Annotated in this window: 24 protein-coding genes; 10 read left to right on the top strand and 14 right to left on the bottom strand. The window is 65.3% G+C overall.

Going from position 1 to position 24,894, the window contains the following annotated elements; all coding sequences use genetic code 11:
• Nucleotide 1 precedes the first annotated feature (1 nt).
• Genes VDP74_RS01285 through VDP74_RS01270 form a run of 4 tightly spaced genes read right to left on the bottom strand, consistent with a single transcriptional unit; the run spans nucleotide 2 to nucleotide 2,900 of the window.
• The gene (locus tag VDP74_RS01285) at nucleotides 2-463 is read right to left on the bottom strand and encodes an HIT family protein (RefSeq protein ID WP_322997791.1); all 462 of its coding nucleotides are present in this window, start codon (nucleotides 461-463) and stop codon (nucleotides 2-4) included.
• A gap of 14 nt (nucleotides 464-477) precedes the next feature.
• A complete protein-coding gene (gene trpC, locus VDP74_RS01280) occupies nucleotides 478-1,275 on the bottom strand; it encodes an indole-3-glycerol phosphate synthase TrpC (RefSeq protein WP_322997790.1) in 798 nt (265 codons plus the stop codon).
• Complete coding sequence (trpD, locus tag VDP74_RS01275) at nucleotides 1,272-2,306, bottom strand: anthranilate phosphoribosyltransferase (RefSeq protein ID WP_322997789.1); 1,035 nt, start codon at nucleotides 2,304-2,306, stop codon at nucleotides 1,272-1,274. Before trpD ends, trpC begins: the two co-directional genes overlap by 4 nt.
• A gap of 27 nt (nucleotides 2,307-2,333) precedes the next feature.
• Nucleotides 2,334-2,900, bottom strand: a complete 567-nt coding sequence (locus VDP74_RS01270) for an aminodeoxychorismate/anthranilate synthase component II (RefSeq protein WP_322997788.1) — start codon at nucleotides 2,898-2,900, stop codon at nucleotides 2,334-2,336.
• Nucleotides 2,901-3,407: 507 nt separating this feature from the next.
• Between VDP74_RS01270 and lldP the strand changes: the two genes are divergently transcribed.
• Genes lldP through lldD form a run of 3 tightly spaced genes read left to right on the top strand, consistent with a single transcriptional unit; the run spans nucleotide 3,408 to nucleotide 7,012 of the window.
• Nucleotides 3,408-5,093 carry an L-lactate permease gene (gene lldP, locus VDP74_RS01265; RefSeq protein WP_322997787.1) on the top strand — a complete coding sequence of 562 codons (1,686 nt, stop codon included), beginning with the start codon at nucleotides 3,408-3,410 and terminating at the stop codon, nucleotides 5,091-5,093.
• A 10-nt stretch (nucleotides 5,094-5,103) separates the two neighbouring features.
• Nucleotides 5,104-5,856, top strand: a complete 753-nt coding sequence (lldR, locus tag VDP74_RS01260; protein WP_322997786.1) for a transcriptional regulator LldR — start codon at nucleotides 5,104-5,106, stop codon at nucleotides 5,854-5,856.
• Nucleotides 5,857-5,875: 19 nt separating this feature from the next.
• A complete protein-coding gene (lldD, locus tag VDP74_RS01255) occupies nucleotides 5,876-7,012 on the top strand; it encodes an FMN-dependent L-lactate dehydrogenase LldD (RefSeq protein WP_322997785.1) in 1,137 nt (378 codons plus the stop codon).
• A gap of 9 nt (nucleotides 7,013-7,021) precedes the next feature.
• Here the strand turns inward: lldD and trpE are convergent, their stop codons facing one another.
• From trpE to rpe, 3 genes are all read right to left on the bottom strand, one after another.
• Complete coding sequence (gene trpE / locus VDP74_RS01250) at nucleotides 7,022-8,542, bottom strand: anthranilate synthase component I (protein WP_322997784.1); 1,521 nt, start codon at nucleotides 8,540-8,542, stop codon at nucleotides 7,022-7,024.
• A gap of 174 nt (nucleotides 8,543-8,716) precedes the next feature.
• Nucleotides 8,717-9,439, bottom strand: coding sequence for a phosphoglycolate phosphatase (locus tag VDP74_RS01245; RefSeq protein WP_322997783.1), 723 nt, complete (start codon nucleotides 9,437-9,439; stop codon nucleotides 8,717-8,719).
• A 38-nt stretch (nucleotides 9,440-9,477) separates the two neighbouring features.
• Nucleotides 9,478-10,212 (bottom strand): ribulose-phosphate 3-epimerase, encoded by a 735-nt coding sequence (rpe, locus tag VDP74_RS01240; RefSeq protein ID WP_322997782.1) that lies wholly within the window; start codon nucleotides 10,210-10,212, stop codon nucleotides 9,478-9,480.
• Between the two features lie 73 nt (nucleotides 10,213-10,285).
• Between rpe and VDP74_RS01235 the strand changes: the two genes are divergently transcribed.
• From VDP74_RS01235 to VDP74_RS01225, 3 genes are read left to right on the top strand one after another with little or no spacing between them, the layout of a single operon-like run.
• Nucleotides 10,286-11,566 carry a murein transglycosylase A gene (locus VDP74_RS01235; protein WP_322997781.1) on the top strand — a complete coding sequence of 427 codons (1,281 nt, stop codon included), beginning with the start codon at nucleotides 10,286-10,288 and terminating at the stop codon, nucleotides 11,564-11,566.
• Nucleotides 11,567-11,576: 10 nt separating this feature from the next.
• Nucleotides 11,577-12,761: an FAD-dependent monooxygenase gene (locus VDP74_RS01230; RefSeq protein ID WP_322997780.1), complete on the top strand. Its 1,185-nt coding sequence runs from the start codon at nucleotides 11,577-11,579 to the stop codon at nucleotides 12,759-12,761.
• A 39-nt stretch (nucleotides 12,762-12,800) separates the two neighbouring features.
• The gene (locus VDP74_RS01225; protein ID WP_416232909.1) at nucleotides 12,801-13,643 is read left to right on the top strand and encodes a DsbC family protein; all 843 of its coding nucleotides are present in this window, start codon (nucleotides 12,801-12,803) and stop codon (nucleotides 13,641-13,643) included.
• Here VDP74_RS01225 and VDP74_RS01220 read toward each other — a convergent pair.
• From VDP74_RS01220 to VDP74_RS01195, 6 genes are all read right to left on the bottom strand, one after another.
• The gene (locus VDP74_RS01220; protein WP_416232908.1) at nucleotides 13,632-14,780 is read right to left on the bottom strand and encodes an ABC transporter substrate-binding protein; all 1,149 of its coding nucleotides are present in this window, start codon (nucleotides 14,778-14,780) and stop codon (nucleotides 13,632-13,634) included. The genes VDP74_RS01225 and VDP74_RS01220 overlap by 12 nt on opposite strands.
• Before the next feature lie 134 nt (nucleotides 14,781-14,914).
• Nucleotides 14,915-16,726 carry a methyl-accepting chemotaxis protein gene (locus VDP74_RS01215; RefSeq protein WP_322997779.1) on the bottom strand — a complete coding sequence of 604 codons (1,812 nt, stop codon included), beginning with the start codon at nucleotides 16,724-16,726 and terminating at the stop codon, nucleotides 14,915-14,917.
• A 185-nt stretch (nucleotides 16,727-16,911) separates the two neighbouring features.
• Nucleotides 16,912-18,666: a methyl-accepting chemotaxis protein gene (locus VDP74_RS01210; RefSeq protein ID WP_322997778.1), complete on the bottom strand. Its 1,755-nt coding sequence runs from the start codon at nucleotides 18,664-18,666 to the stop codon at nucleotides 16,912-16,914.
• Between the two features lie 119 nt (nucleotides 18,667-18,785).
• Nucleotides 18,786-19,808: a UDP-glucose 4-epimerase GalE gene (gene galE, locus VDP74_RS01205; protein WP_322997777.1), complete on the bottom strand. Its 1,023-nt coding sequence runs from the start codon at nucleotides 19,806-19,808 to the stop codon at nucleotides 18,786-18,788.
• A gap of 89 nt (nucleotides 19,809-19,897) precedes the next feature.
• The gene (locus VDP74_RS01200) at nucleotides 19,898-20,206 is read right to left on the bottom strand and encodes a high-potential iron-sulfur protein (RefSeq protein ID WP_322997776.1); all 309 of its coding nucleotides are present in this window, start codon (nucleotides 20,204-20,206) and stop codon (nucleotides 19,898-19,900) included.
• 99 nt (nucleotides 20,207-20,305) lie between these two features.
• Nucleotides 20,306-20,962, bottom strand: a complete 657-nt coding sequence (locus tag VDP74_RS01195) for a thiopurine S-methyltransferase (RefSeq protein WP_322997775.1) — start codon at nucleotides 20,960-20,962, stop codon at nucleotides 20,306-20,308.
• Nucleotides 20,963-21,201: 239 nt separating this feature from the next.
• Here VDP74_RS01195 and VDP74_RS01190 point away from each other — a divergent pair, with 239 nt between their 5' ends.
• Nucleotides 21,202-21,579 (top strand): DUF4168 domain-containing protein, encoded by a 378-nt coding sequence (locus tag VDP74_RS01190; RefSeq protein ID WP_322997774.1) that lies wholly within the window; start codon nucleotides 21,202-21,204, stop codon nucleotides 21,577-21,579.
• 4 nt (nucleotides 21,580-21,583) lie between these two features.
• Here VDP74_RS01190 and VDP74_RS01185 read toward each other — a convergent pair whose 3' ends face one another.
• Entirely contained in the window at nucleotides 21,584-21,772 is a 189-nt protein-coding gene (locus VDP74_RS01185) for a 4-oxalocrotonate tautomerase (protein ID WP_322997773.1), read from the bottom strand.
• Between the two features lie 169 nt (nucleotides 21,773-21,941).
• On the opposite strand from VDP74_RS01185, the gene dctP reads away from it, so the two are divergent.
• From dctP to VDP74_RS01170, 3 genes are read left to right on the top strand one after another with little or no spacing between them, the layout of a single operon-like run.
• Nucleotides 21,942-22,997 carry a TRAP transporter substrate-binding protein DctP gene (gene dctP, locus VDP74_RS01180; protein WP_322997772.1) on the top strand — a complete coding sequence of 352 codons (1,056 nt, stop codon included), beginning with the start codon at nucleotides 21,942-21,944 and terminating at the stop codon, nucleotides 22,995-22,997.
• A gap of 24 nt (nucleotides 22,998-23,021) precedes the next feature.
• A complete protein-coding gene (locus VDP74_RS01175; protein WP_322997771.1) occupies nucleotides 23,022-23,540 on the top strand; it encodes a TRAP transporter small permease in 519 nt (172 codons plus the stop codon).
• The gene (locus VDP74_RS01170) at nucleotides 23,540-24,859 is read left to right on the top strand and encodes a TRAP transporter large permease subunit (RefSeq protein ID WP_322997770.1); all 1,320 of its coding nucleotides are present in this window, start codon (nucleotides 23,540-23,542) and stop codon (nucleotides 24,857-24,859) included. The genes VDP74_RS01175 and VDP74_RS01170 overlap by 1 nt, the downstream gene beginning before the upstream one ends.
• Nucleotides 24,860-24,894 lie beyond the last annotated feature (35 nt).

Genomic DNA, 24,894 nt, shown 5'->3' with positions numbered 1-24,894 from the left:
GTCAGGTGTTCTGGAGCGCAGTAGCGATGGCGTCGTACAGGGCCGGGAGTCGGGCGGCCAGGTCCTGGGCCCAGCGCTGCCAGGCGGATTGCGTGGCCGGATCGTCGCGACCGGGCGCCCAGATGGCGTCCGGAAAGCAGGGGTCCGCGCGCCAGCGGGGGATCAGATGCCAGTGCAGGTGCGGCACCTGGTTGCCCAGGCTGGCCAGGTTGATCTTGTCGGGTTGCAGTATCCTGCGTTGCAGGGTCTCCACCCGGTAGACGACCTGCATCAGGTGATCGCGCTCGACCCCGGAAAGATCGGTCATCTCGGCGACGTGGCGGCGCCAGATGACGCGGATGTAGCCGGGAAACGGGGTGTTGTCCACGCGGATGACGCGCAGATGCGCGTCTTCCCAGAGCAGGGCAGGGGCCGGGCCGCACAGCGGGCAGGTGGCGTGAAGGCGTGCGTCGGTCGAAGTCATGAGGGGATGGGGGTCTAGGCGCGTTCGAAGAACAGATCGTGCAAGGCGACGCCCGGGTCTTCGGCCCGCATGAACGCCTCGCCCACGAGAAACGCCTGCACCCCGTGTTCGCGCATCAGGTCCACATCGGCGGGTTGCAGAATGCCGCTTTCAGTGACGACGCGCTTGCCTTCGGGCAGGTCTTTGAGCATGGACAGGGTGGTGTCCAGGCGGGTGTCGAAGGTGCGCAGGTTGCGGTTGTTGATGCCCAGCAGGGGCGTCTGCAGCGACAACGCGGCGTCCAGTTCGCTGCGGTCGTGGATTTCCACCAGCACGTCCATGCCCAGGTCGATGGCGACGGCTTCCAGTTCGCGCATCTGCGCGGGTTCCAGGGCGGCGGCAATCAGCAGCACACAGTCGGCGCCCAGCGCACGGGCATGGATGACCTGGTAGGGATCGATCAGGAAGTCCTTGCGCAGGACCGGCAGGCTGCAGGCTGCGCGCGCCTGGCGCAGGTGATCGTAGCCGCCCTGGAAATACTGCACGTCGGTCAGGACCGACAGGCAGGCCGCGCCGTGGCAGGCGTAGCTGGTGGCGATGTCGCTGGGGTGGAAGTCTGCGCGGATCACGCCCTTGGATGGCGAGGCCTTCTTGATTTCCGAGATCACGGCGGGCTTGCCTTGGGCGATCTTGTCTTCGATGGCGCGGGCGAAGCCACGGATGTCCTTGCGGCTGCGGGCTTCGCGCAGCAGTTCGGCTTCGCTGCGCATCTGCCGCGCCGTGGCGACCTCGATGCGCTTGGTGTCCAGGATCTGTTTGAGGATGTCGCTCATGATGCAAACCTTTGCGTGTACTGGCGGAACTGTTCCAGTTTGTCGCGGGCGGCGCCCGAGGCGATGAGTTCCGTCGCCCGGGTGATGCCGTGCGGGATGGAGTCGGCCTGATTGCCCGCGTACAGGGCCAGGCCGGCATTCAGGATGACGATGTCGCGGGCCGTGCCGGCGGTGTTGTTCAGAGCGGCGCGAACCAGTTGCGCGGATTCGTCGCGGTTGGCGACCTTGATGCTGCGGTTGGAGACCATGGCCATGCCGAAGTCTTCCGGATGGATTTCGTATTCGCGCACGTGGCCGTCCTTCAGTTCGCCGATCAGGGTGGCGGCGCCCAGGGAGGCCTCGTCCATGCCGTCCTTGCCGTGGACGATCAGCACGTGGCGCGAGCCCAGGCGTTGCAGCACGCGTACCTGGATGCCCACCAGGTCGGGGTGGAAGACGCCCATCAGCTGGTTTTCGGCGCCGGCCGGATTGGTCAGCGGGCCCAGGATGTTGAAGATGGTGCGCACCCCCAGTTCGCGGCGCACGGCGGCGACGTTCTTCATGGCACCGTGGTGGGCCGGGGCGAACATGAATCCGATGCCGGTCGCGTCGATCGATTCGGCCACCTGTTCGGGTGTGGCCGTGATGCATACCCCCAGGGCCTCCAGCACGTCCGCGCTGCCCGACGAGGACGAGGCGCTGCGGTTGCCGTGCTTGGCGATCTTGACCCCGCCTGCGGCGGCCACGAACATGGAGGCGGTGGAAATATTGAAGGTGTGCGAGCCGTCGCCGCCCGTGCCGCACATGTCCAGCAGGTCCTGCGGGTAGGGGGTCGTGACGCCCAGGGCGAATTCGCGCATCACCTGGGCGGCAGCGGTGATTTCCCCCACGGTTTCTTTTTTGACGCGCAGGCCCAGCAGCAGGGCGCTGGCCAGTTGCGGCGACATTTCCCCGCGCATCAGCATGCGCATGAGTTCCAGCATTTCGTCGTGGAAGATTTCGCGGTGTTCGATGCAGCGAACCAGGGCTTCGTTGGGTGTGATCGGTGGCATGACGGGTTCCTTGGGGGGGATCTGGTTTCAGAGGTTCAGGAAATTGCGCAGCAGGGCGTGGCCGTGTTCGCTGAGGATGGATTCCGGGTGGAATTGCACCCCGTAGACGGGCAGGGTCTTGTGCGCGACCCCCATGATTTCCCCATCCGCCGTTTCCGCCGTGACGGACAGGCAATCCGGCAGGGTGGATCGTTCGATGGCCAGGGAATGGTAGCGGGTGACGTCGAACGGCGACGGCAGGCCGGTGAACAGATCGGTTCCGGCATGTGTGATGGGCGAGATCTTGCCGTGCATGAGTTCCTGGGCACGTACGATGCGCCCGCCGTAGGCGGCACCGATGGCCTGGTGGCCCAGGCAGACACCCAGGATGGGCACCCGCCCCGCGAAATGGCGGATCAGGTCGATGGAAATGCCGGCCTCGGCCGGCGTGCAGGGGCCGGGCGAGACACAGATGCGGTCAGGGTTCAGGGATTCCACGCCGGCCAGGTCGATCTGGTCGTTGCGCGCGACTTCGACCTGGACGCCCAGTTCGCCGAAGTATTGCACCAGGTTGTAGGTGAAGGAATCGTAGTTGTCGAGCATCAGGAGCTTCATGATCAAGCATTTCCTTGGTCAGAAACCGCCGCGCTGGAGACAGATAGGGAATAAAGATTTGCCAGCCAGAACGGCGGCAAATTGCGAAAAAACACGCATGAGGATGCCGCCTCTAAGAGAGGCGCCACCAAGTCGATGGGTGCAAGGTCGCGTGAAAGGTCATGCAGAGATTCTACAGCGCGGGCGGCCGCGCTGTCGAGCAGGGAAAACGCCGATAAATTGGTAATACCAAAGATGAATTCACGAGGTATTCATATCTATCGTTTACCCCAATATGTAGAAAAATGGCCAGACCTTTTCTATGGACAAGATCTTGAAAATACAGCGGATATTGCCTTGTAAAGCCAGTTATCTGATTTTAAGTCAGAGGGTTATGGCGGTTGACCCGAAAAACGGTACATCCTTATAATTCTGCCAGCAATATTCCATGATCTAAAGTGGTCAGGCCAATATCGGCGCTGTAGAGAAACCGCCGACTGCTGCTCCTACCTGAGAGACCTCACCAAGATGTCCGCCATCTGGCAACAAAATTACGATCCCGCCGGCCATATCTGGCTCTCGGCCCTGATCGCCTGTCTTCCCATCCTGCTGTTCTTCCTGTCCCTGACCGTGCTGCGCCTGAAGGGCTGGCTGGCGGGCACGCTGACGGTGCTGGCCGCGCTGGCAGTGGCGCTGTTCTTCTACGGCATGCCCTTGGGCCATGCGCTGGCGGCGGCCGTGTACGGATTCTTCTATGGCCTGTGGCCCATCGCGTGGATCATCATCGGCGCCGTGTTCCTGTACAAGGTCGCGGTGAAGACGGGGCAGTTCGATACCATCCGGGAATCGGTGCTGACCTTGACGGCCGACCAGCGTCTGCAGATGCTGCTGGTGGGCTTTGCCTTCGGGTCCTTCCTGGAGGGCGCCGCCGGTTTCGGCGCCCCCGTGGCGATCACGGCGGCCTTGCTGGTCGGCCTGGGATTCCGCCCGCTGTATGCCGCCGGCCTGTGCCTGGTGGCGAACACGGCTCCGGTGGCGTTTGGCGCCCTGGGGATTCCCATCATCGTGGCTGGGCAGGTCACCAGCATTCCCGCGTTCGCCATCGGTGAAATGGCGGGTCGTCAGCTGCCGTTCCTGACCATCATCGTACTGTTCGTCATCATGGCCATCATGGACGGCTGGCGCGGCATCCGGGAAACCTGGCCTGCCGTGATCGTGGCGGGCGGCAGCTTCGCCATCACACAGTACCTGACGTCGAATTTCATCGGCCCGGAACTGCCCGACATCACCTCGGCCCTGGTGTCCCTGGTGGCCTTGTCCGCATTCCTGAAAGTCTGGCGGCCTGCCTCGATCTTCCGCTTCGCGACGGAAGGCGAAGGCACGGAGCACCTGTCGCCCGATGCGCCGGAAGCGCGTCCCACGGGGCGCAAGTTCACCACAGGCGAGGTGTTGCGCGCCTGGTCGCCATTCATCGTGCTGACCGTCATGGTGACGATCTGGTCGATTCCGCCGTTCAAGCACCTGTTCGCCGCCGGAGGGCCGCTGCAGGGCTGGATCGCCAGCCTTCCGGTGCCGGGCCTGGACGGTCTGGTGCAGAAGATGCCGCCCATCGTCGCGCAGGCTTCCACCTATGGCGCGGTGTACAAGTTCGACTGGTTCTCGGCCACGGGGACGGCCATTGTGCTGGCGGCCCTGATCACGGTGCTGGCGGCCCGCATGAAGCTGTCGGCAGCAGCCTGCGTGTTCGGCGAAACCCTGAAGGAACTGGCGATCCCGATCTACACGATCGGCATGGTGCTGGCTTTCGCCTTCATTGCCAACTATTCCGGCCTGTCGGTCACGCTGGCGCTGGCGCTGTCCTATTCCGGCCATGCCTTTACCTTCTTCTCGCCGCTGCTGGGCTGGCTGGGCGTGTTCCTGACTGGGTCGGACACATCGTCGAACGCCTTGTTCGCCGCACTGCAGGCGACCACCGCCCAGCAGATCGGCGTGCCGGAAGTCCTGCTGGTGGCGGCCAATTCCACGGGCGGGGTGACGGGCAAGATGATTTCCCCGCAGTCCATCGCGATCGCCTGCGCCGCCGTGGGCCTGGTGGGCAAGGAATCCGACCTGCTGCGTTTCACAGTCAAGTACAGCCTGATGTTTGCTGCTATCGTCGGGATCATGACCACGGTGCAGGCGTATGTCCTGCCCTGGATGATTCCCTCTGTATAGACACCCCGCCATGCGCCTTTCGGATCGCCTCGTCGAACAACTGCAGACCCTGATTGCCGACCGGGGCCTGCAGCCGGGCGACCGCCTGCCGGCCGAACGTCAGCTGGCGCTGGAACTGGGCGCATCGCGGCCATCCGTGCGAGAGGCCATTCACCAGTTGTCCAGCCAGGGGCTGCTGCGCAGCCGCCAGGGCGGGGGCACCTATGTGCAGGCGCCGGCCGACGACGCCGAGGGGCCGCGCCGAGCGCTGGTGCGGACACTGGGCGATCTGGTGTCCGATGACCTTGAATATCGCTACGATGTGCTGGAGGCCCGCCACGCGCTGGAAGGCGGGACCGCCTGGCATGCGGCCCTGCGGGCGACGCCGGAAGACCGGGCGCGCATCCAGGCGCGCTTCGACGATCTGCAGCGGTTTCAGGGTAATGAAGACCCTGAACTGTCGGCCCGTGCGGATGCCCAGTTTCACCTGGCCATCGCCGAGGCGTCCCACAATGCCGTGCTGCTGCAGATGATGCACGGTCTGTTCGAACTGCTGCGGGCGACCGTGACCGAGAACCGCCAGCGCATGTATACGGTGCAGCATACGCACGAGCAACTGTCCCAGCAGCATCGGGCCGTGATGGACGCCATTTTGCGCGGCGATGCCCAAGCCGCGCGGGCGACGGTCTGGCAGCACCTGGAATTCGTGCACGCGACCGTGCGTGCCCTGGACGAGGACGAGGCCCGCCGGGCGCGTTCGTCGCGCTTACCGCATCTTTCCTGATACTTCACTGCAAACGACCATGATCATTTCCGCCTCCACCGACTATCGGGCTGCCGCCCAGCGCCGCCTGCCGCCCTTTCTGTTTCATTACGCCGACGGCGGTGCCTACGCCGAATATACGCTGCGGCACAACGTCAGCGATCTGTCGGGGGTGGCCCTGCGCCAGCGAGTGCTCAACGACATGTCGCAGCTGGATCTGACGACCCGCCTGTTTGGCGAGACCCTGTCCATGCCGGTGGCGCTGGCCCCGGTGGGCCTGACCGGCATGTACGCCCGCCGGGGCGAGGTCCAGGTGGCTCGGGCGGCGGATGCGCACGGCATTCCGTACACCATGTCCACGGTGTCGGTCTGCCCGATCGAGGAAGTCGCACCCGCCATCAGCCGGCCGATGTGGTTCCAGTTGTACGTGCTGAAGGACCGCGGCTTCATGAAAAGCGTGCTGGAACGCGCCCAGGCTGCCGGGGTGTCTACCCTGGTGTTCACGGTGGACATGCCGGTGCCCGGGGCCCGCTACCGCGACGCTCATGCGGGCATGAGCGGCCCCTACGCCGCCTGGCGCCGCTACGTGCAGGCTGTCCTGCACCCGCGCTGGGCCTGGGATGTTGGCCTGAGGGGGCGGCCGCACGACCTGGGCAATGTGTCCAGGTACCTGGGCAAGCCCACCGGCCTGGAAGACTACATCGGTTGGCTGGGGAATAATTTCGACCCGTCGATCTCCTGGAAGGACCTGCAGTGGATCCGTGATTTCTGGAAGGGGCCGATGGTGATCAAGGGTATCCTGGACCCGGAAGACGCGCGGGAAGCCGTGCGCTTCGGCGCCGATGGCATCATCGTATCCAATCATGGCGGGCGGCAACTGGACGGGGTGCTGTCCACGGCCCGCGCACTGCCGGCGATTGCCGACGCGGTCAAGGGCGATATCACGCTGCTGGCGGATTCGGGCGTGCGCACCGGCCTGGACGTGGTGCGCATGCTGGCCCTGGGCGCGGACACCGTGCTGCTGGGCCGCGCCTGGCTGTACGCCCTGGCCGTTGGCGGCCAGGCAGGTGTGGCGAACCTGCTGTCCCTGATCGAAAAGGAAATGCGGGTCGCCATGACCCTGACCGGAGCGCGCACCATCGCCGACATCACGCGCGATTCACTGGTGCGCGACTGATATTCCGGGTCAGATAGGCTCGTCCAGCCCGAACTGCACCTGTTCTGCGGCGCGCAGCAGCGCCCGGGCCTTGGCCTCGGTTTCCTGCCATTCCTTTTCGGGGTCCGAATCGGCGACGATGCCAGCGGCGGCCTGCACATACAGCATGCCGTCGCGGATGACGCCGGTGCGAATCGCAATGGCCAGGTCCATTTCGCCGCCGTAGCTGAGGTACCCGGCTGCGCCGCCGTAGATGCCTCGGCGCACGGGTTCCAGTTCGTCGATGATTTCCATGGCGCGGACTTTCGGCGCCCCGGTCAGGGTGCCGGCCGGGAAGGTCGCCCGCAGCACGTCGATGTTGCTCATGCCGTCGTTCAGCTCGCCGCGCACGTTGGACACCAGGTGCATGACGTGGGAATAGCGTTCGATCGTCATGGTGTCGGTGACTTCGACGGAGCCGGTCTTGGCGACGCGGCCGATGTCGTTGCGCGCCAGGTCGATCAGCATGACGTGTTCGGCGCGTTCCTTCGGGTCGGCCAGCAGTTCCTGTTCCAGGCGCTGATCATCGTCCTGGGTGGCACCGCGTTTGCGGGTGCCGGCCAGGGGGCGGATGGTGACCATTTCGCGGGTCTGGCCGCCTTCGGTTTCCCGGTCCTGGCGCACCAGGATCTCGGGCGATGCGCCGACCACGTGGAAAGTATCGAAGTTCCAGTAGTACATATAGGGCGACGGGTTCAAGGACCGCAGCGCCCGGTACAGCGACAGCGGCGAGTCGCGGAAGGGCTTGGCGATCACCTGGCCGACCTGTACCTGCATCAGGTCGCCGGCGGCGATGTATTCCTTGGCTTTCAGCACGGCGGCGATGTAGTCTTCTTTCTTGAAGTCGCGTTCCGTGGGCGTCTGCATGCTGGCGTAGGCATAGGGGATGACGACCGGGGTGCGCAGTTTTTCGCGCAGGGCCTTCAGGCGCCGGCGAGCCAGGGCGTAGGCCTCGGGCTGCTGCGGATCGGCGTAGACGATCAGGTAGGTACGCCCGGCCAGGTTGTCGACGATGACGAGTTCATCGACCTGCATCAGCATGATGTCGGGGGTGCCGGGCTGCTGGCCGGCGGGGCGCGGTTTGACGCAGGGGCCCAGGCGCGGCTCGATGTGGCGCACCGTGTCGTAGCCGAAGTAGCCGGCCAGCCCGCCTGCGAAGCGCGGCATGCCGGGCCGCAGGGCGACGCGGAACCGTTTCTGGAAGGTCTCGATGAAGGCCAGGGGGTCGCCCTCGTGGGTTTCGACGACCTGGCCCTGGCGCACGACTTCGGTCGTCGTGCCGGTGGCGCGGATCAGGGTCTTGGCGGGCAGGCCGATGAAGGAATAGCGGCCGAAGCGCTCGCCCCCCACCACGGATTCCAGCAGGCAGCTGTTGCGCCCTGCCTCGGGGCCGGCGTGGGCCAGTTTCAGGTAGATCGCCAGCGGCGTATCCAGGTCGGCGTAGGTTTCCGCGATCAGGGGGATGCGGTTGTAGCCTTGGGCGGCCAGTGCATTGAATTCGATTTCTGTCATAGCGGTCTTGTGGGATAAGGGCGGCCGAGACAGAAAAGCCCGGCCAATCGAAGGTCCGGGCTGTGAAAGGGGGTGGCGCGAAGGATCGGTGCCACCCGGGATGCCATTACCCGGAACGCCAACACCACCAGCGCCAGGTGGCGCGGGTGGTGGTCGGGTAATAGCGAAAGCTGTTCATGCGAATTGCGCCGTCTGGTCGGCGGCCCATTGGGCCGCTTCGATAAGGGAATCCACTATAGCATCCACCGGCAGGCTCTGCACGGGCTGGCCTTCGTTGTAGCCGTAGGGCAGGGCAAGGACACGGATGCCGGCGGCCTGGGCGGCCAGCGCGTCGTTGATCGAGTCGCCGATGAACAGCGCCTGGGCGGGCCGGATGTCCAGCAGGTCGCAGGCGTGGAACAGGGGCATGGGATCAGGTTTCTTGCGTTCGCAGGTGTCGCCGCAGACGATGACGTCGAAATAGGCTTCCAGCCCCATGTGCCGCAGCAGCGGCGCCGTGAAATCGGAACCCTTGTTGGTGACGACAGCCAGCCGCGCGCCCTGGCTGCGGAAGGCCTCCAGCCCCGCCACGACGCCTGGAAACAGCCGGCTGTTGCGGCCATTCAGGGCGCGGTAGTGATCCTGGAAACGGGCCAGGCCGCGCATCACCTGATCGACGCTGGGGGCCTGGCCGTCGTGGCTGAGTGTCCGGATGACCAGTTGTTCGACGCCTTTGCCGACGAAGGTGGCGATCAGTGATTCGGGCAGCGGCACCAGGCCCATGTCCTGGCGCATGGCATTGGCGGCATCCGCCAGGTCGGGGATGGTGTGCACCAGGGTGCCATCCAGATCAAACAGTATTCCGGCAAAATGCATGATGCTGTGAAGCGTGAGGGTGGATGCGTCAAACGGGGGCATGGTAGCACTTTCCGTTCAAACGTGTCGTGCCGGATGCTTCAGGAAACGGTTGTTTCGTCCTGCCCGATGCCCGCGCGCCGTTGGGCGTCTCCCTGGGCGATGCCTTGGCGCAGTCCCGAGATGACCTGGCGGTAGTCGGGCTGGCCGAAAATCGCCGAGCCTGCCACGAAGGCGTCGGCCCCGGCGGCGCGGATGTCGGCGATGTTGTCGGGTTTGACTCCGCCGTCGATTTCCAGGGCGATGGGCTGGCCGCCCCGAGCCTGCCAGCGGTCGATGCGGCTGCGCGCCTGTTGCAGTTTCTGCAGCGTGTGGGGGATGAAGGACTGCCCGCCGAAGCCGGGATTGACCGACATCAGCAGCACCAGGTCCAGGCGTTCCATGACGTGGTCCATCCAGTCCAGAGGCGTTGCCGGATTGAAGACCAGCCCGGCCTGGCAGCCGTGGTCGCGGATCAGCGCCAGCGTCCGATCCACGTGGCGCGAGGCTTCTGGGTGGAAGCTGATGATGTTGGCCCCTGCCTTGGCGAAGGCGGGCACCAGGGCGTCCACGGGTTCGACCATCAGGTGCACGTCGATGGGAGCCTGGGTATGTGGCCGCAGGGCTGCGCAGACCATGGGCCCCATGGTCAGGTTGGGGACGAAATGATTGTCCATGACGTCGAAGTGGATCCAGTCCGCGCCGGCGGCCACCACGGTGGCGACCTCTTCGCCCAGCCGGGCGAAATCGGCGGACAGCAGACTGGGGGCGATGCGGGCGGGTGGCAGAACGGTCATGGCGAAACAGGGTCCGGATGTGTCATGATGGCGGTTTGGTGATTCTGTCTATTTTAGTGCACCCGGTTTTTGCATGAAAAAGCTTCTGTGGTCTGCGGCCGTGCTGGCCTTATTGAGCGCCTGTTCCTCGGTGCCCCTGGAAGAAGGCCCGGCCGGCGAACCGGCGGGGCCGGAACCTTCTGTGACGCAAGCCCTGGTCGTGCCAGCCCTGTCCGCCTTGCCGGAATCACCTGCGCGCACCCTGAAAGGGCGCTATGTGCCGGTGTCCTGGCAGCATCTGCCAGGCTGGGCCGAAGACGATCTGGATCATGTCTGGAAAGGGCTGCTGAACGACTGCCGGGGATTGATGCGTCCGGTGTCCGGGTCCCTGGCCTCGCCCGCCCGGGCCGCCCCCCGGGCCTGGCAGCCTGTGTGTCAGGCGGCCGTGCAGACGGGGCTGGGGCCGCAGGCTTCCGGCGCGCAGGTGCGCAGCTTCCTGCAGACCCATTTGCGGCCCTGGCAATTGGATCAGGCGGCTGGACAGCCCGCCAGCGGCACCACGACGGGCTACTACGAACCCCTGATCCACGCCTCCCGCGACCGCGCGGGCGCTTATCAGTGGCCGCTGTACGCCACGCCGGCCGATCTGCTGGTCGTGGACCTGGGGGCCATCTATCCTGAACTGGCCGGCAAACGGGTGCGCGGCAAGCTGGAGGGCCGACGCGTCGTGCCGTACGACACGCGGGCGCAGATCGCCGCTGATCCGGCCCGCCAGCCACCCGTGATCGTCTGGGCCAGCGACCCGGTCGAGGCCTTCTTCCTGCAGATCCAGGGGTCCGGGCGCGCCGTGCTGCCGGATGGGGCTGTGATCCGCCTGGCTTATGCCGACCATAACGGCCGTCCCTACGTGTCGATCGGCCAGTGGCTGGCGCAGCAGGGGGAAATGCCGCTGGCGCAGACTTCGATGCAAAATATCAAGCAGTGGGCCCGCAACCACCCAAGCCGTGTGCAGCAGATGCTCAACGTCAATCCGGCCATGGTGTTTTTCCGCGAGGAAGCCATCGCCGACCCGGAACTCGGCCCTCGCGGCGCCTATGGGGTGCCGTTGATGGCGCAGCGCTCGATTGCCGTGGATACGGATTTCGTGCCGCTGGGCACGCCGGTCTGGCTGGACACTCGCCAGCCGGGCGGGGCTGGGCCGCTGCAGCGTCTGGTCTTCGCCCAGGACACGGGGGCTGCCATCCGGGGGGCGGCGCGCGCGGATTTCTATTGGGGAACGGGCGATCAGGCCGGCGCGGCGGCCGGGCGGATGAAGCAGCCGGGCCGGATGTGGCTGCTGTGGCCCGCCCAGGCCGGGGCGCCCAGCGCGCGTTGAAGAAGACACCATGACACAAGCATCCATTCTCGTTTGCGGTACTGGCATTGCCGGCCTGGCGTGCGCCCTGGGGCTGTCGCGCTCGGGGCTGTCGGTGGGCCTGCTGGGGCCGCGCCACGAGCCGGCCGTGCGGGCGGCCGATGATTACCACCCCCGGGTGTACGCGATTTCCGATGCCAGCCGCATGCTGCTGGATCGCCTGGGCGCCTGGAGGCTGATCGATTCCCGCCGCATCACGCCGGTCGAGGGCATGGAAATCCACGGCGACGCGAACGGCTGCCTGGATCTGTCGGCCTGGCAGGATGCGCGTGACGCCCTGGCCTGGATCGTCGAATCCGGCGAAATCGAACGTGCCCTGCAGCAGGCCGTGCAGGTCATGGGCATTGCCTGGCACGAGGATCAGTTCGCCAGCCTGATCACCCGGCCCGACGGGATTTCCGTGACTTCCGCCCAGGGGATGCAGTGGCAGCCGGATCTGCTGGTCGGCGCCGATGGCGCCCGTTCTCCGGTGCGCCAGGCGGCCCGCATCCATCACGATTACACGCCCTACGGCGATATGGGCGTGGTGGCGCATCTGGACATCGACCGCCCGCACCAGAACCGCGCGTACCAATGGTTTACCGGCGACAGCGTCTTTGCGCTGCTGCCGATGCCGGATACGGTCGCTGGGCCGCAGGCCTCGCTGGTCTGGTCGCTGCCCGAAGGGCTGGCCCGCGACTGGCTGGCCCTGGATGCGCAGGGGCAGCAGGCCTACCTGGCTGCCCACGCGCAATCCATCACCGGCGGGCGCCTGGGGCGCCTGCGCTTGCGCACACGGCCCCAGGGCTTTCCCCTGACCCTGGAACGGACCGCCATGGTGGCGCCGGGCGTGGCGCTGGTGGGCGATGCCGCGCATCGGGTGCATCCCCTGGCGGGGCAGGGCCTGAACCTGGGCCTGGGCGATGTACAGGCTATGATGCAGGTCCTGCAGGATCGCGAATCCTACCGTGCGCCCGGCGATCTTCGGGTGCTGGCCCGCTACCGTCGCCGGCGGGCGGAACCGGTCTGGGCGATGGGGGCCGTGACGCATGGCCTGCATCGCCTGTTCGGCACGCAGTGCGCCCCGCTGGCCTGGGCCCGGAACCAGGGCATGCAGGTTGCGGACCGCCTGCCTTTCCTGAAGCGTCAATTGATTCGGGCGGCTGCGGGGGATTGAGATCCCGTAGCCACCCCATACAGTCACAAGAGGTTTTTCATGAAGCGTTTTTCAATTCTGGCCGGGCTGTTGCTGTGCGCCGGCCTGACCGCGCAGGCGCAGCCTGCGGATCAGGTGCTGGGCACGCAGCCGGAACATTCGGCCGCAGCGTCCACCGACGGCGTGGTCACGGCGACGGGAGGCATGTCCACCCCCTCGGATGCCAAATTGACCGCCACGGCCCCAGCGCCGCAGCAGGCTCAGGCCATCACACAGGCCTTCGAACAACGGTTTCCCGGCATTCGAGTGGATGCCGTGCGACTGACCCCCATGGAAGGCATCTACGAGGTGCAGGTGGGGCTGGATCTGCTGTACACCGATGCCCGGGTGAACTATGTGCTGCAGGGCTCGCTGATCGATGCCAAGGCCCGCCGGGATCTGACGGCGGAACGGCTGGAAGTGCTGCAGCAGGTGGCGTTCGACAGCCTGCCGCTGGACCGTGCCATCCGCCAGGTGAAGGGCACGGGCGCCCGCAAGGTCGCCGTCTTCGAGGACCCCAACTGCGGCTATTGCAAACAACTGCACCATACCCTGGAAGATGTGGACAACGTCACGGTCTATACCTTCCTGTTTCCGATCCTGACGCCCGATTCCGCGACCAAATCCCGGGACATCTGGTGCGCAGCCGACCCGGCCAAGGCCTGGAAGGCCTGGATGTTGAACGGTGAACTGCCCGCCACGGCGGACTGCTCGACCCCCATCCAGGACAATCTGGCGCTGGGCCGCAAGCTGAACATCCAGGGCACGCCTGCCCTGTTCTTTGCCGATGGCAGCCGGGTCAATGGCGCCCTGCCCCTGGACGCCCTGAAAAAGAAACTCGACGCCCAGCCGTCAGCGCAGTAACGTCCAGGCGCCGTTCTTCACGGTGATCAGTTCGCGGCCGCGCTGGTCAAAGCCGCTGTGGTCGGCCGGGCTCATGTTGTAGACCCCCTGGGTGGCGACCAGTTCGTGCGTTTGTTCCAGCGCGTCGCGCAGGGCCTGACGAAAGGCGGGGGTACCAGGCTTTGCGGTTTTTGCGGCCGTCGGGATGGCATGCTGCAGCAGCAGGCCCGCATCGTATACATTGGCGCCGAAGGTCGCCGGGCGTTCGTTGTAACGCGCCTGATAGCGCTGGATGTAGTCCTGGGCGATGGGCTTGGACGGGTTGTCATCCGCGATTTCCGGCAGCACCAGCATCAGGCTGGCAGCCAGGATGGTGCCTTCCGTGGCCTTGCCGCCCAGCTTCAGGAAAGCGGGCAGTGCGGCGCCGTGGGTCTGGTAGAACTGCCCCTTGTAACCCTGTTGCGCCAGCGTGGACTGGGGCAGGGCGGCAGCGCCGCCAGTTCCAGCCACCAGGATGGCGTCGGGCTTGGCGGCCAGCAGCTTCAGGGCCTGGCCCGTGACCGAACTGTCCGTGCGTTGATAGCGTTCGGACACGGTCAGCTTCAGGCCGTTTTCCTGGGCCAGTTTGTTGAAGACCTGATACCAGTCGTCGCCGTAGGCATCCGCAAATCCGATGAACCCGACCGTGCGGATGCCACGCTTGACCATGTCGCGCACCAGCGCCTGGGCAATGATGTCCGTGTTCTGGGTGGTCTTGAAGGCCCATTTTTTCTGGTCCGTCATGGGCAGCACGATGGAGGCTGCCCCCACGGGCGCCAGCATGGGTGTCCCGGATTCCGCCGCGAACTGCAGCACGCTCATGGCATTGGGCGATCCGGTGGGCCCGATGATGGCGTCCACGTGGTCTTCGGAAATCAGCTTCTTGAAGGCCGTGACGGTCTGTGTGGGGTCGCTGGCATCGTCCAGGCTGATGTAGTCGATGGAGAGGCCGCCCGCCTGCGTGGGCAGCAGGGGCACGGTGTTCTTTTGCGGGATGCCCACCAGCGCGGTGGGGCCGGTGGCCGAGGTGACGACGCCGATCTTGACCTGGGCCAGGCCCAGGGATGGCAAAGCGAACAGTGCAGTGGTCAGGGTGGCCAGCAATATACCGGTACGCACGAGTGTGTCTCCTTGGAATGAAACGGCCCACCTCGCCGCTTGCAAGCGGTGAGGTGGGCGAGCAATGCAGCAACCCGTCGATTGTATTGAAAAGCCCCGTTTCGGGAAATGGGGCGAATCCGTCGATCAGGGGATCAGAACTCCGTCCATTCCTCGGTGTCGGCCGTGGCAGGAGCCGGTTTGCCGGGGGCGCGCAGCGCCGGGCGGGCGGCCGCAGGGGCGGTGGCTTCGGCTGCGGTTTCGCGGCGCGGACGCTGCGGGGCCGGGCTGACGACCTTTTCGGGGGCCGAGGGCAGGCGCGGAGCGGCGGCCGGCGGGGCCTTGGCCGATGCGCCGGACTGCGGGTGCGCGCCTGCGGATGAGCCAGCATGCGCGTGCGGGCGGGCGCCGGCAGTGGCTGCATCGTCGTGGTTGCCCAGGTTGAAGGTGGCCACCAGCTGGGCGAGCGTGTCGGCCTGGGCCTGCAGGCTGGTCGCGGCGGCGGCGGATTCTTCCACCAGGCTGGCGTTTTGCCGGGTGACGTCGTCCATCTGGGTGATGGCGGAATTGATTTCCTCGATGCCGGTGGTCTGTTCGCGGTTGGCCGCGTTGATCTCGCCCATGATGTCGGTGACGCGGTTGATGCTGTCGACGATCTCCTGCATGGTGTTGCCGGCGTGGGCGGCCTGCTCGTTGCCCTTGGAGGCGGCCTGGACGGAGGTGTCGATCAGGTCCTTGATTTCCTTGGCGGCGCCGGCCGATCGTTGCGCCAGGGCGCGGACCTCGGCGGCGACCACGGCGAATCCCCGGCCCTGTTCGCCGGCGCGGGCGGCCTCGACGGCGGCGTTCAGCGCCAGGATGTTGGTCTGGAAGGCGATCGAATCGATCACGCCGATGATGTCGGCGACCTGCTGGGATTTGCTGTTGATCTCGCCCATGGTGCCCACCAGTTCGGCAACCATGGCGCCCCCGCTGGAGGCCGTGTGCGCGGCGGCGGCGGCCAGGGAATTCGCCTGTTGGGCGTTGTCGGCGTTCTGGCGCACGGTGGCGGTGATTTCTTCCATCGTGGCGGCGGTCTGCGCCAGGGAACTGGCCTGCTCTTCGGTGCGCGATGACAGGTCCAGGTTGCCGGCGGAAATCTGGCCGGCGGCCGAGGCGATCGAATTGGCACCGCTGCGCACTTCGCTCACGGCGCTGCGCAGGTTTTCCTCCATCGAGCCCAGGGCGCGCAGCAGCAGGCCGATTTCGTCCTTGCCGTCGGCGTGGATCTGGTGGCTGAGATCGCGGCGGGCCACGGATTCAGCCAGGCTGACGGCATGGCGCAGCGGGTGGGTGACGGACCGCGTCACCAGCCAGGCGAACAGCGGCCCCAGGATCAGCGCCAGCAGGGTAGCCACGCCCAGCGAGGTCAGGCCCAGCCGGTTGGCGGTGGCGTTGTCGGCGAAGGTCTGTTCGACCATGCCGTTCTGCAAGCTGGAGAGCTTGTCGATTTCCGCGATGTACTGCGCGGTGATCTTTGGCATTTCCTGGTTGAAGAAGGCGTCGGCCTTGGCGTAGTCGCCGTTGTCCAGGTCCTTGAAGGCCTGGACGCTGCCGCTGTGGTATTTGTCGCGCTCGACGAGAGCCTTCTTGAATTGCGCGATGGTGTCGGGGGCTTGCAGGCCGGCTTCGATCTGCTTCTGGAGATCGTCCGAGCGCTGCGACGAAGCCTCCATGCCGTCCTTGAAGGACTTGAGTACGTCGGGGTTGGTCAGGTTCGCAGCCGCCAGCGCCTGGTTGGCGTTGACTTCGACCTGGCGGGCCCAGCGCAGCACTAGGGCGTTGTTGTTCTGGCGGTGTACCAGAGCGTCGCCGTCCTGTTCGGTTGCGATCATGCGCCATGCGCCGATGCCGGACATGATCAACAGCAGGACAATGATGAGACCAAAGCCCAGCGCCAGCCGGGTGCCGATTTTGAGGTTACGCATGGAGTTCTCGAGGTATGGAGAGACTTTCGGAACCACGCGGGCAGCCTGCCCGACGCGGACCGGACGATTTTTCACTCGATTGTACGAAGTGTGTCCAAATCCAAACGGCACAAAAAGGGCCGTGTCGGGGGCCTTTTCATCCTCAGAGTCCTGCCGCCCGGGTCGGAGGCGGCAGGAACGACGCCTCAGAACTCAGTCCATTCTTCCGTGCTGGCCGTGGCGGGCACTGGCTTGCCGGGGGCGCGCAGCGCGGGGCGGACAGCGGCAGCGGAGGTGTTGGCCGATGTTTTCCGGCGGGGTTGCTGTGGGGCCGGGCTGATGGTTTTTTCGGGGGCCGAGGGGAGGCGGGGGGCAGCTGCGGGCCGGGCGTAGGCCGACGCGCCGGCGCCTGCTGCATCGGCCTGGTTGCCCAGGTTGAAGGTGGCCACCAGGTGGGCGAGCGTGTCGGCCTGTTCCTGCAGGCTGGTCGCGGCGGCGGCGGATTCTTCCACCAGGCTGGCGTTTTGCCGGGTGACGTCGTCCATCTGGGTGATGGCGGAATTGATTTCCTCGATGCCGGTGGTCTGCTCGCGGCTGGCCGCGCTGATCTCGCCCATGATGTCGGTGACGCGGTTGATGCTGTCGACGATCTCCTGCATGGTGTTGCCGGCGTGGGCGGCCTGCTCGTTGCCCTTGGAGGCGGCCTGGACGGAGGTGTCGATCAGGTCCTTGATTTCCTTGGCGGCGCCGGCCGATCGTTGCGCCAGGGCGCGGACCTCGGCGGCGACCACGGCGAATCCCCGGCCCTGTTCGCCGGCGCGGGCGGCCTCGACGGCGGCGTTCAGCGCCAGGATGTTGGTCTGGAAGGCGATCGAATCGATCACGCCGATGATGTCGGCGACCTGCTGGGATTTGCTGTTGATCTCGCCCATGGTGCCCACCAGTTCGGCAACCATGGCGCCCCCGCTGGAGGCCGTGTGCGCGGCGGCGGCGGCCAGGGAATTCGCCTGTTGGGCGTTGTCGGCGTTCTGGCGCACGGTGGCGGTGATTTCTTCCATCGTGGCGGCGGTCTGCGCCAGGGAACTGGCCTGCTCTTCGGTGCGCGATGACAGGTCCAGGTTGCCGGCGGAAATCTGGCCAGCAGCCGAGGCGATGGAATCGGCGCCGCCGCGCACTTTGCCGACGGTGCTGCGCAGATTCTGCGCCATGCGGCCCAGGGCCTGCAGCAGCTGGCCGATTTCGTTGGTGGATGTCGACGTGATCTGATGGCTGAGGTCGTTGTGGGCGATGCTTTCCGCCACCGAAACGGCGTCGCGCAGCGGATGAGTGATGGCGCGCATCACCCGCCAGGCGAACAGCGGCCCCAGGATGAAAGCCAGCAGGGTGGCGATGATCAGGATGGTTTCGCTGGTCTGGGCCTGCTGCGTCTGAAGTGCCTGGGCCGCTTCGATGCCCGCGCTGTGATAGGCGCGCAGCTTGTCGATGGTGTTGACGTAGGTTTGCCCCAGCTGCGGCAGCTTGTCGCGCGCGATTTCCGTGGCAACGATGGATTGGCGTTTGTCCAGCGCTTCGAAGGCCGCGTTCATCTCTGCTAGATACTGCTTGCGCAGTTCCAGGATTTCGCCGTACATGCGCAGGGATTCGCCGGATTTGAACAGGGCCCGAGCCTGGACGTCGTATTGGGCGATGTTGGCCGTGGCGGTGTCGATGCCTTTTTTCAGGTGTTCCAGGACGTCCGGGTCGGACACCAGTACGTAGCCGATGACCTGGTTGGCGCGGACTTCCACGGCGCGGACCCACTCGGTCATCAATTGGTTGATCTGCTGACGCTCGACGATTTCTTTTGAGATGGCCTGGGAACTGCGGGCATTCCAGATGCCGATCAAGGCCACAATCAGGGCAAGAGACAACAGAAACGCAAACGCGGCGGCCAGCCGCGTGCTGATTTTCAGGTTTTTCATGACAAGGGTTCGCCTGGGCGGTGTCCAGAATGGGATGTCCGCTATATTAGGGAAAACCCCACGTCATTGATCGATGCAGTAAGCGGGGAATATCTGCCTACTTTCGTGCCTGGCTGGCGTCAATTGTCCGGCGGATAGCCATCCGGGTTGCCGGATTGCCAGCGCCAGGCGTCTGCCATCATCTGCGTCAGGCCGCGCTGCGCCTGCCAGCCCAGGTCGCGTCGGGCCTTGGCAGGGTCGGACCAGCAGGCGGCGATGTCGCCGGGGCGGCGGGGGGCCAGGACGTAGGGGATGGGACGACCGCTGGCGGCTTCGAATGCGTGGATCATGTCCAGCACGGAATAGCCGGTTCCGGTGCCCAGGTTCCAGATGTGAGCCCCCGGGTGCCGCTGCAGATAGGCCAGAGCGGCCAGGTGCCCCTGGGCCAGGTCCACCACGTGGATGTAGTCGCGTACGCCTGTGCCGTCAGGCGTCGGGTAATCGTGGCCGAATACCGACACGCGTTCCAGCCGGCCCACGGCCACCTGGCTGATGTAAGGCAGCAGGTTGTTGGGGATACCGTGCGGGTCTTCGCCGATGCGGCCGCTGGCGTGGGCGCCCACGGGGTTGAAATAGCGCAGCACGGCGATGGCCCAGCGGGGGTCGGCGGCGGCCAGATCCTGCAGCACTTGCTCGACCATCAGCTTGGATCTGCCGTAGGGATTGGTGGGCTGACCGGTCGGGCAGGCTTCGGTGATCGGCATGTCTGCCGGGTCGCCGTAGACGGTAGCCGAGGAACTGAAGACCATCTGGTAAACGCCGGCAGCAGCCATGGCCTGGCACAGGGTCAGTGTGCCGTTGACGTTGTTGTCGTAGTAGCGCAGCGGTTCGCGCACGCTTTCGCCCACGGCCTTCAGGCCCGCGAAATGCACCACGCCGCTGATGCTGTGCTGCGCGAACAGCCGGTCCAGCAATGCGCGGTCACGCACGTCGCCCTGGACGAAGCCCGGAGTGCGGCCCGTCAGGGCGGCGACTCGGGCCAGCGATTCGCGGGAACTGTTGCCGAGATTGTCCAGTACCAGCACATCCTGCCCGGTGCTGAGAAATTCCAGGACCGTATGCGAACCGATGTATCCGGCACCGCCCGTGATCAGAAGCGTCATGGTGAAAAACCGATGCAATGGAAAGGCTCCATGCTATCAGCTTGGGCGGCGCGGTTCCGCGCCCGGCGCTGACGCCGAGCGCGTGACGGTCAGGCCTTGGGGGTGTAGGCGCTGCACCAGCCTTTTTCGGATACGTCCTTGCCACTGAAGATCGGACAGGGCCCCCAGGCATCGCCCGCCTTGCCCTGATAGAGCTGGCAGTTGGCGCAGTGTTCGCCGGGCTTGAATTTGGGTTGGGCCGCCTGGTCGACCTGGGCTGCGTCGTGCTTGTAGCCCAGCTGTTTGGCCAGGGCGCTGTTTTCATCGACGTGATCGGCCGCCAGCACCTGGCGGGAGAGCGCCAGGCTGGACACCAGCCCTGCGCTGGAGATCAAGAAAGTGCGACGAGATGTTTTCATGAGGATTCCTGGAGAACCCCCCACGGGCCAGTATGTCTTTTGCCGTCCATTATTCGCCTGCTCGCCCCAGGTGGCAAGTTGCCTTGCCCGCCCGGCGGCCTATCGGGCGCTCAGCCGGTAGACCGTGGTGCTCATGCGAGTGACGCCGCGCGCCGCGAACTTGGGCTCGTGTTCCAGGACATTGCGGGTCTCCAGTGTGTCGATCTGCCAGCGGGCCCCGTAATGGGCCTGGATTTCCGCATCCGGCACGGAGAACGGCGGCCCATCCATTTCGGCCTGGGGGTAGTCCAGCGTCAGCAGCAGCGTGTGGCAGCCCGCCGGCAGTTGCCCGTAGACATGGGCGACGTAGCGGGCGCGCAGCGCGGGTGTCAGGGCGATCAGGGCAGCCCGGTCGTAGCAGGCCCGGCAGCTGGCCAGCGTGGCCGCATCCAGATCGAAGATGTCGCCGCACAGAAAGTCGATGCCGCCGGCCTGGTACAGACGGCCCTGGGGCACCTCGCTGATCGCCGGCGTCAGCTGGTGTTCGTCGAAAAACTGCTGAACCGCCAGGGGCGAGAGTTCCACGGCCAGCACGCGGTGGCCCTGGGCGGCCAGCCAGGCGACGTCCAGGGATTTGCCTGCCAGGGGCACCAGCACCCGGCTGCCCTGAGGCAGGTCCAGGGCAGCCCAGTGTTTTTGCAGCAGCGGCATGACGCGGCTTTGGTGAAAGCCGGTCTGACCATGTTCCCAGCGCTGCAGCCAGAAATCCGTATCCATTTGTGTGTTCTCCATCCTGAAACGGGGTGGAATCCATCGTCGGATTCCGGTCCATGCGGCCTCGGACGCCGGGCTGGCGCGCCTGGCGGGCATTCATTCGATCAGTGTAGCTGTCGCGGCGCCCCTTCAACCAGAGGCGACCGTGGTATGCCGTTACAGGACCGAGCATCGGGAAACTTGAAACGGGTGGGGGGCGTCGTCATCATGGGAACGTTGTTCACGAGCATCAGGAGTCAGAAATGAATCATGTGATGAAAGCGTTCATGGCCGCTTCCGTGATCGCCCTGGGATTGGCCGGGCCGATGACGGCAGTCCGTGCAGCGGGCCCCGGCGCCGCCTACGAGGCGATCGATCAGCCGACGGATGAACAATTACAGCGGTATGCCGGCGCCGTGCGCGAGGTCAGCGGCGTGGTGGCCGAATACCAACCCCGTTTCGAGGCAGCCTCCGATGAGAACGCCCGGCAGGCGATCCGGGTCGAGGCCGACCAGAAAATGGTGGACCGGGTCGAGGCGGGCGGCATGAGCGTGGCCGAATACAACGGCATCAGCCATGCCGTGCGCAAGGACCCCGAGTTGCGCAAGAAGGTCGAGAGGCTGGTCGGTCAGCAGAAATAGGCCGCTACGATTTTTCGGACCACAGCACGCCGCCGGAGGCCCAGTGATCCTTGCGGATCTCGGTCAGGATGATGTCCACGGCTCCCGGCTGGCAGCCGAGCACCTCGCAGGTGCGTTCAGTCAGGGCCTGCACCAGTTCGCGTTTCTTTTCGGGGGTACGGCCTTCGAACAATTCAATGTGCATGGTGGGCATGCGAGTCTCCGGAGATGGGGAAAGACAGGCAAGCCTAGCATATCCTCCAGGCCGGACCGGCCATGGAGGGTCTTCAGTGTTTACCCTTAATATGTTGTAAATATATTTATTGGATATTAGACTGGCCGTTCAGCGAGAATGCTGACACCTACTATTACCCGGGGGAAACATGAAGACCATTTTTCGCAGTCTGGCCGTAGCGGCCCTGTCGGCGTGCGCTGTGGGCGCGGCGTCCGCCGCTGACGTGACGTGGCGCGTGCCCACGTCGGTGCCCGAGGGCTCGCCGTTCTACCAGAATTTTCTCGAACGCTTCGCTACCAACGTGAAGACCATCACGTCGGGGCGCGTTGAGATCCAGCCCTTTGGCGCGGGCGTCATCGTGCCGGCCCTGAAGGTCTTCGACTCGGTGCAGGACGGCGTGATCGAGGCCGGCCATTCCACGTCCAGCTACCTGGTGAACCAGAATCCCGTGAACGCCATTTTTGCCGGCTTCCCGGGCGGCATGGGGCCGGATGCCTACAAGGCCTGGCTGTATCAGGGCGGCGGCAAGGAAAAACTGGAAAAGCTGCGCTCGGAACAGGGCCTGAAGACCATGATCGTCGGCATCGGCTCGTCCGAGATCCTGGCGCATTCGAACAAGCCGATCCGCAACGCGGAAGACCTCAAAGGCATGAAGTACCGCACCTCCGGCGCCTGGGCCGAAGTCATGCGGGATTATTTCGGCGCGGTCCCGACCGTGGTGCCGGCGGGCGAAACCTACACGCTGCTGCAACGCAAGGGCGTGGATGCCGTCGAATGGGCCCCGCCGTCGGCCAACATGCCCGAGGGCTTTCATCAGGCAGCCAAGTACATCGTGGTGCCTGGCGTGCATCAGCCGACCTTCATGTGGGAAGTCTTCCTGAAGCAGGAAACCTGGGACAAGGTGCCTGCGGATCTGAAGCCGCTGATCGAAGCCGCCGCGCAGCTGACCACCGAACAGAGCCTGGACTATTTCTATGACGCGGACATGAAGGCCATGGAAAAGTACCGCAGCGGCCGTAACGAAATCATTACTCTGGATTCGGCCTTCGTCAAACAGCTGTCCGATGCCGGCTATGACTGGATGCACAAGACGGCCGACGCCCAAAAGGCTGCCGGCAAGCCGGAAATGGCGGAAGTGCTGGCCGACTACGAGGCCTACCACAAGCGCTGGAAGGCGGAAAGCGGTTATCTGATCCGCGACTGACGCGCGACTTCACTTCACGAGGCCATGATGCTCAATGCCCTGACCCGATTTGCAAATGGCGTGTCGTGGTGCGCGTCCCAACTGGCGAGCGTGGCGGCGGCCGTGTTGACCATGTCCATGGTCTACGAGGTCTTCGCCCGCTACGTGTTCGATGCGCCCACGGTCTGGGCATTTGACATCGCCTACATGGCCAACGGCGCCGTCTTCCTGCTGGGAGTGGCCTACGTGCTGCGTGAAGATGCACACATCCGCATCGACGTCTTGCGCAACCGCCTGCCCGCGCGATTCAACGGCGCGGTGCAGGGGGTGGCCTACCTGCTGATCCTGGCGCCGTTCTTCGGCATGCTGTCCTGGGTCGCCCTGTCGCACACCTGGCGGGCCTGGGTGCGTCACGAAGTGGAAACCGTCAGCCCCTGGGCTCCGTTGATGTGGCCGTTCTATCTGCTTATCGCAATCGGCCTGGTCGCCTTGACCCTGCAACTGGTGGCGGAAGGCCTGCGGGCCTTCTTCGGCCAGGACCCGGACGCCAAGAAGGAACATTGATGAATTCGACGATTGCCGCCCTGATGTTTCCGGGGATGTTCCTGCTGATCTTCCTGGGCATCCCGGTTTCTTTTTCCCTGATCATCCCCGCGCTGATCGCCGGATGGTTCGCCTTTGGCGATCAGGTTTTCAACCAGCTCTATGGCGGCCTGTATTCGGCCACCACCAATTACATTCTGTCTGCGATCCCTATGTTCGTGCTGATGGGCGCGATCCTGGAGCGCTCCGGGATCGCGGCGCGCTTGTTTCGCACCATGCAGCTGTGGCTGGGCCGGCTGCCTGGGGGGCTGGCCGTCGCAACCATCGCCATGGGCGCCACTTTTGCCGCAGCGGCCGGGGTGGTGGGGGCGGTCGAGGTCATGGTCGGCCTGATGGCGATCCCCGCCATGCAGCGCTTCCGCTATGACAATTCGCTGATTGCGGGCACCATCTGCGCGGGCGGGTCCCTGGGGACCATGATTCCGCCGTCCGTGGTGGCCGTGGTGTATGCGTCGCTGGCCCAGATCTCCGTCGGAGAGCTCTTTGCCGCGATGCTGTTCCCTGGCCTGATCATGGTGGGGCTGTTCGTCCTGTACATCATCGGTGTGTGCATCCTGGATCCGAAAAAGGGCCCTCGCGCGGACGACCCCGACATGCTCCTGCCGCTGGCCGAGAAGCTGCGGATCACGGCCAGCGGCCTGTTGCCGACCATGCTGCTGATCTTCGCGGTTCTGGGGTCCTTGATGGCCGGCATCGCGTCGCCCACCGAGGCCGCCGCCGTGGGGGCCATCGGCGCCCTGGTCCTGTGCATCTGCTATGGGCAGTTCAGCGTGCCGATGATGCGCGAGGCACTGGCCATCACGGTCCGGATCTCCGCCATGATCCTGCTGATCGTGGCCGGCGGTATCATGTTCACGGGGATTTTCGCCGCCAATGGGGGCGGACGTCTGATTCAGGCGCTGATTTCCGATATGGGGCTGGGGCTGAGCGGCACATTGGTGCTGTTCCTGTGCATCGTGTTCCTGCTGGGTTTCGTGCTGGACTGGACGGCCAACGTCCTGATCTGCGTGCCGCTGTTCCTGCCCGTGCTGACGGCGGCAGGCGTCGATCCGATCTGGTTCGGCACCATGGTCATCATCGTCATCCAGACCAGCTACCTGACCCCGCCGATGGCCTCGTCGATCTTCTACCTGCTGTCCATCGCGCCACCGGACATGAAGTACGGCCAGGTCTGCCGGGGCGTCGTCCCCTTCATCCTGGTGCAGTTCCTGACGCTGGCGATCGTGGCAATGTTCCCGATCCTGGCGACGTGGCTGCCGCAGCGCATCGTAGGTTTCTGATTTTTTGCGCGGGGCCGCGGGCCCCGGCAGTCGCC

The sequence above is a fragment of the Castellaniella sp. genome, from assembly GCF_034674885.1.
In the GTDB taxonomy this organism is placed as follows: domain Bacteria; phylum Pseudomonadota; class Gammaproteobacteria; order Burkholderiales; family Burkholderiaceae_B; genus Castellaniella.
Note: the sequence above shows the minus strand (reverse complement) of the source record. Positions and strands in the feature narration are given on the sequence as shown.